Source organism: Cellulosilyticum ruminicola JCM 14822, from assembly GCF_001311925.1.
Lineage (GTDB): Bacteria > Bacillota > Clostridia > Lachnospirales > Cellulosilyticaceae > Cellulosilyticum > Cellulosilyticum ruminicola.
In genome coordinates this window covers 1-6,824 of sequence record NZ_BBCG01000100.1, presented here as the reverse complement: position 1 = coordinate 6,824, position 6,824 = coordinate 1, and the positions used below count along the sequence as shown (strand labels likewise).

The 6,824-nt window shown below is 29.7% G+C and carries 6 protein-coding genes; all 6 read right to left on the bottom strand.

What is annotated here, in order from left to right:
- Positions 1-14: 14 nt before the first annotated feature.
- The 6 genes from JCM14822_RS17440 to JCM14822_RS17415 all read right to left on the bottom strand — a co-directional run bounded on the left by JCM14822_RS17440 (position 15) and on the right by JCM14822_RS17415 (position 6,630).
- Positions 15-1,166: an ABC transporter permease gene (locus tag JCM14822_RS17440; RefSeq protein WP_054743817.1), complete on the bottom strand. Its 1,152-nt coding sequence runs from the start codon at positions 1,164-1,166 to the stop codon at positions 15-17.
- Entirely contained in the window at positions 1,159-2,388 is a 1,230-nt protein-coding gene (locus JCM14822_RS17435) for a biotin/lipoyl-binding protein (RefSeq protein ID WP_172674860.1), read from the bottom strand. The genes JCM14822_RS17440 and JCM14822_RS17435 overlap by 8 nt, the downstream gene beginning before the upstream one ends.
- A 138-nt stretch (positions 2,389-2,526) precedes the next feature.
- Positions 2,527-3,357, bottom strand: coding sequence for a carbohydrate ABC transporter permease (locus JCM14822_RS17430; protein ID WP_054743813.1), 831 nt, complete (start codon positions 3,355-3,357; stop codon positions 2,527-2,529).
- Positions 3,347-4,201: a carbohydrate ABC transporter permease gene (locus JCM14822_RS17425; protein ID WP_054743811.1), complete on the bottom strand. Its 855-nt coding sequence runs from the start codon at positions 4,199-4,201 to the stop codon at positions 3,347-3,349. Before JCM14822_RS17425 ends, JCM14822_RS17430 begins: the two co-directional genes overlap by 11 nt.
- Positions 4,202-4,230: 29 nt before the next feature.
- Positions 4,231-5,598, bottom strand: coding sequence for an ABC transporter substrate-binding protein (locus JCM14822_RS17420; RefSeq protein WP_054743809.1), 1,368 nt, complete (start codon positions 5,596-5,598; stop codon positions 4,231-4,233).
- Positions 5,599-5,715: 117 nt separating this feature from the next.
- A complete protein-coding gene (locus JCM14822_RS17415) occupies positions 5,716-6,630 on the bottom strand; it encodes an ABC transporter ATP-binding protein (protein ID WP_172674859.1) in 915 nt (304 codons plus the stop codon).
- Between the last annotated feature and the right edge of the window lie 194 nt (positions 6,631-6,824).

The window sequence follows — 6,824 nt, the reverse complement described above, 5'->3', positions numbered from 1 at the left end:
ATTTTCTACATACGTCAACCCTTTTTTTCTATTTTTTTCAAAGAAGTTATATTAACCTTTATTATCCTTGTATTTTCAGGGTTTTCCTTATCAAAAAAAACTTCTACGATGCTACAAAAAATTAAGCCTATTTGACTACTTCTACAAATTACTTGTATAGATTTAGGGTATTCTTCAATTTGTACGAGTGTATTTTTGATTGGTGTACATACTTCAACAAGCTCTTTTATAAATTGCCCCCCTATAAAAGCACTTATTCCGCCTACAGCTATTATTATGATTATTTGCTTAAGTACTACTTTTACATTATTTCTTATGTATTTATGCAGATATTCTTTTTTTAGCTCATCCTGTAGTTTTGCATACACTATTTTCCCACTAGCAATCATCTGCTTCCATAAGCATATTAATAGCATGACTAAAATACTGCTTCTTATAAATTGCATCGTATTATTAAGCTTCTCCATATATTGCTTTGTTGAAATATACATATATTCTTCTTTGTCTCTTCCTAAAGTAGCTAACGCTGAATTAATTATTTCTTTATTTTTTAACTTCTCACCATCAAGATTGCATATCACAAAGCCATTAAGTACTATATCTTCTTTATTATCTAAACTATATCCTTTCCCCTTTATCTTTTTATTTTTATACTTATACTTATCATATAAACCTTGTTTTGTTACCCCTTCTACCTTATATGTTTGTCCCTCTATTTTTATATTATTTTTCTCTTGCTGCTTATCTTCTAATAAATTTACTTTTCCAAATAAATTAAATGCCACCTCATTATCTAAGACGATTTGCTGCTTATTATAAGGATTATTATTTAAAAAGCTACCTTGGCGTAAACTTACTCTATTCCATTTTTTATAATTTTCATTAGTTTGAATAAGCCATATTAAACACTCTCTATTATCTGACTGTATTGTTTGAGTAGACTCATAACTATAAGATAAGTCTAACTCTGGATATTTTTCTTTTAGTTTAGTTATATCTTTTGTAGTAAATAATTTTTCTTTATGTGTAGGATCTTTAGGTGTAACATATGCGATTTCTCTTGCCCCTACTTTTTCACTCCATGCTGAAACTACTAAACTTACTATTCCTATGAAGCTTACAATTATGATAAATCTTATATCTCTCAAAATATTTAACCTATTCATCTCCTAAAACCTCATTTTCATTTTCTAGTCTTATGCGCATGCCTTCTGCTATTTCTTCCTCACTTGTAATGATTACTTTGTCCAAAACGGTAATCCCATCTGAAATAGCCGCATAAGTATCATCATAATCTTCAACATATACCTTTTTCTTTTTAACTACATAAGATTTACCTAGTGCATCCTTTATACTTTCTGCTACGAACACAAAATAACCATCACCTTCTTTATACACTGCACTATAAGGAATAACATTATCATAGATTTTCTCTTCTTCTTTAAAAGTAGCAGTAATTTGATCTCCTGCATTAACTTGTTCTGAGTTAAATGTTATATCTACTTTTAACTTATCTTTTTCTTTTTTGATTTTACTAATGCTACCTTGTAAATTAGTTACTTCTTCTCCTTTTAGCTCTGTTACATCATCTAACTTCATAAAATCCATCTTTGGATCTACTTCTACCTCTAATTTATATCCTGCATTGAGGCTGCCAAGCCTTAAAAGTACTTGACCTTCTCCGATTTTCTCACCTTCTCCTACTATTTCTCCTTCTTTTGTTTCCAATACTTTTCCTTCATTACTGGATTTAATGATTCCTGCCTGCCCTTTTTTGGCTTCTAGTTCAGCTATTTCTAATTTGATTTGTTCTATTTCTATTTGTTGTAACTCCCCTTGCCCCTGCATTTCTTTTCTTTGATCTTGTAAACTTTCCATCTCTTTTTCTAAATTTTTAATTGCTTCTTTTTTGGCCTCTTGCTTTTCTTTCATGTCATTCTTTTGTTCATTTAATAATGATTCTAACGCTATTTGAGATTTTCTAAGCTCATTTTCTGAAAGCAAACTGTTTTTATATAACTCTTCATTAACAGCTACCAATTCTTTAGCATCTTTTATTTCCAACTCTTTATCTTCGTTTATTAAGCTTTGTTTTTCCTGTTCTTCTTGTATCTCTGCTCCCATTTTATTTAACTTATCATTAATGCTACTCACTTTATTTGACTGTAATTTTAAACTCACCTCTGCCTTTTTTAATTCTATTTGCTTAGTCTGTAATGCTTTTTCAATCTCTTCAATATCTAATTGATAAAGTGCATCTCCTTTCTTCACCACATCACCAACTTTAACATAGGCTTTTAATACCTTTCCTTCAAAAGGTGCATAAACAGGCACTTCTTTTTGAAATTCTGCATTTCCTTCACACTCTACTCTTTTACTTAAATTCATAGGCTTTGCTTGTCCTACCCTTACATTTGGTAATGTCATATTCATAAAAGTTTTTGAAAAAAAGTGAGCACTAAAATAGTGCTCAGAAAAATGCCTCCTATTTTAGCTATCTTCTTTTGACTTAATTCTGCTTTCATATCATCTACCCTTTATCCCTGAAAGCTCTATGCCTTCAACTAAATAATCTTGTCCATATAAAAATACTATAATGACTGGAATCATATAAAAACATGATGCTGCAAAAATGCTGCCTATTTGCTCCTCACTTATTTTCGATAAAAACAAGGATAGTGGCTGCTTATATATATCTTGCAAAAACACAATAGCTTGTTCTACTACATTCCAGTATTCAACAAATGTTAAAATTACCAAGGCAAATACCCCTGCTTTAGCAATAGGCAAATATATATGAATTAAAATATCTATTTCATTACATCCATCCATATAAGCTGCTTCAACATATTCCTCTGGTATAGACTTCATATATTGTGTTAATAAGAACACACCAAAAGGTGAAAATATACCTGGCAAAATAATAGCCAAATGGCTATCTATAAGTCCCAATCTTTGTATAATCATAAAGTTAGGTACTAGTACCACTTGAAGTGGCAATAACATAACCACTATATAAATACAAAAAATAATTTCTTTTTCTTTAAACTTAGATCTTACAAAACCATACGCCCCTAAGAAAGCAACTATTACCTGTCCTATAATAACGCATACTGCTATTTTAATTGAATTCCAAAATAAAATAAGATACTTAGGTTGATAAAAAAGTATGTATAAATAACTTTTCAAAGTCACCTGTTCTGGTATAAGAAGCATATTGCTACCTTCTAGTTGATAATGTCTTATTACTTCTGTAGATTCCATAAAAGAATTTGTAAATGTAATTAATAAAGGATACAAAAGCAAGATACTTAATACGATAAACCAGACCCTCAATAATATTACTTTAATCTTCATCTTTTATCCCCCTTTGCCCCAATCGTAAAATAAACATTAATATGAGTATAAAGGACACTAGGACATACGCTGATGTACTCAGTTTCTGATAATTAAGGGATAAAAACATATTATTCATATAATGTTGAATCATATAAATACTTTCATTAGGGTATCCCCCTGCTATTAAGTACATTTCTTTAAACACCTTAAAGCAATTAATAATAGACATAATAAAAACTAATACTGTTGTAGGAAACAAATAAACCCATGTAATGTACTTAAATTGTGCAATACTACCTGCTCCTTCAATAGAGGCACTCTCATAGTATGTATTTGGAATATTATATAATCCTGCTGTAAAAAGAATTGTATTATACCCTATGTTCTTCCATATAAATATATAAACCATTATACCTAGTGCATATTTCGAATTTAGCCAATCGATTCCTTCTATGCCACCTATACTTAAAATCTTATTAAAAAGCCCCTGTACACTAAAAAATTCTTTCCAAAAGAACGCAATAGAGGCTGTTGGAATAATCATTGGAATAAGTATAATACACTGTAATAATCTTTTTTGATCATGTAAGGTTTTGATTCCCATGGCAATTCCCAATGAACACATCATACTAATAGGCACACATATCCCTATAAATATTCCTGTATTTTTAAATGCATTTATAAAAATATCATTTTTTAGTAACTCTATATAATACTGTAAACCTACAAAACTTGCATTAACACCTTGAGCTACAATCGTATAATAAAATGCAATTATAAAAGGGATGAGATAAAAAACACTAAATCCCAATAAACTAGGTAATAGAAACACTATCCCTTTAAGATTTCTTTTATGAGTCATTTTTTATTCACCCCTCTCCTATTTGATTATTATTCATTTAGCATAGTATAAACTTTTGCTTGTAAATTCTTAGCTACTTCCTCTGCACTCTTATTCCCTTTAAAGAATTCTTCTGTTTCCTCATAAACTACATCATCAATATCTGATGCTGAAGGTTTTATATAAGGCATATTTACCCACTCTTCAATTTTCACATTTAACTCATTTGCAATTTCTTGTGGTTGCTTTTGTAATTTAAGTCCTTCAAATCTAAGTTCTTTATTTATCTTTTTTGCTGTTTCAGTATTCTTTATGGTAGCAGCATTCCTATTAACAGGGAAACCATCTACTTCTGGGCTCTTCTCCATTTCTTCTGATAACATCTCTTGAATAAACTCCCAACAAAGTGCCTGATCTTTAGCATCTTTTGTAATAGCTACTTTTTCTGATATATTAAGACAAATTTCTCCTGCCTCATTCATAAGTGGTTTTGCATAATTAGTGTCTCCCACATGCCCAATATATTCTGGCTGATATAAGCAATATGTTGTACCACCTAATTCACAAGTAAATAAGCTATTTTGAGCTTCGTCTTCAATTCCTCCTCTATACAATAAACCATTTTCTTCTGCCTGCTTACATTCTTTTAATAATGTAATAAACTTATTATCATCAAAATTTGCTACTTTTTCTTCTACTTGTAAGAACTGATTACTTTCTAATTGATACATATTATGGAATAAATTTATTGCATCTCCACCTTCTAAATATAATTGTTGCTTTTCTTTATTTCGCACCGTATCTAGTAGTTCTCTCCTATTCTTATAAGTCCAGTATTTCTCATTAAAAGTTGTCTCATCCAAACCAGCTTTTTCAATAGCCTCTTCATATACTCCCAACATCGTTACATTAAAAGCTACTGGTACAGCATAAATACTATCTTTATAGGTGCAACTTTTTAAAACATTCATATAATACTGCTCATCCGTAAATTGGCTTGTACTTTCTATATTGGATGTTAAATCAACTAAATAACCACTTTGAGCATATTTATAGTCAGGCACCCAACCAAGCATTAATAAATCTGGTGCCGAATTCCCCATAAAGGCTGTATTTAAATAGGTTATATAATCTTCTAGTGACAGATTTGGATTCTTATCTTCTCCTGGTGCTTCCATCCCTTCTTTAATCTTTATAGGTTCTCCTACTTCTTTAAAAGCTTCTATTTTTACATCCACATCAGGATGTTCCTTTTCAAATTGTTTAGCAACTTCTTCTAAATACGGACTTGGCCAATATGTAGAGATAGTAATTTGTTTATCCTTTAATTCATTTGTTGCATTACTTGCTCCACATCCTGTAATCATTCCCATTATTAGCAATCCACTTATAGTTTTACTTATATTTTTGTTAACCATAATATATCCTCCAAATATTTTTCGCCCTTTTATTATTTTTACTATATCACCTTTTCAAAAAATTTCATTTCAAATGTCTTAATGATTCATTTATCTGTCTAAACAGCATTTAGTTTATTAACTTGCATATGCCTCTGACTGAATTTTGTAAAGTTCTGCATAAATCCCATCTAACTTCATAAGATTCTCATGTGAATTACATTCAGCAATTCTTCCTTTATCTACTACTATAATTTCATGTGCTAATTGAACATTAGCAAATCTATGTGTTATAAATAAACAAGTTTTTTGGTCCATTAATTGTTTTAGATTTTTAAAGAGTTCATATTCTGCTTTAGGATCTAAAGAAGCTGTCGGCTCATCTAATATGGTTATTTTAGAATCTGCTATTAATGCTCTACCAATAGCTATTTTCTGCCATTGGCCAATAGATAAATCTACACCACCTTCCCACTCTTTCTGCAATTGTGTTGCATACTTCTCTGGTAGTCCCTCCACAAACTTATCTATACCTACCGATTTGCCTATCTCTAGAATTCTATCTTCTTCTTTTATATGCTCAGTATTTCCTATACCGATATTCTCTTTAATACTTAGTGGATACTTTATAAAATCTTGAAAAATGACACCCATATTTTGATATAAACTTTCTCTAGAAATGTCATTTATATTTATATTGTCTATATAAATATTCCCTTCTGTTGGATAGTATAATCCCATCAATAATTTTATAAGTGTAGTCTTTCCTGAGCCATTTTCTCCAACTAAAGCGTAAATCTTATTACTTTGAATTGTAATATTAATATCTTGTAAACAATAATTTTCTACTCCTGGATATTTAAAATATACATGTTCAAATCTAATTTCATTAAATTGATGCGGAAATGTTTTATTTGATAAAGATTTATTCTCCATTTCTTTTTCTTGAAGAAAGTTAAATAAATCATCTACATATAAATTATCATTGTATATTGCTGAAATAGAACTTAGCATACTTCTAACACTATACTCTACATTATTTAAGCTATCCATAAATAATGTAAATTCACCTATTGTTAGATGTTTCATTATAAATATATAAACAACATATAATTTATTGGCATAGGATGAAGCATTTTGCAAACAATCTGCTACCGTTACTGATTGAATAATCTCCTTTTTTATCTTCTTATCTTCCTCTATATACTACTCTGTTTTATTAATAATCCTATTTCATAAGCGTTAAC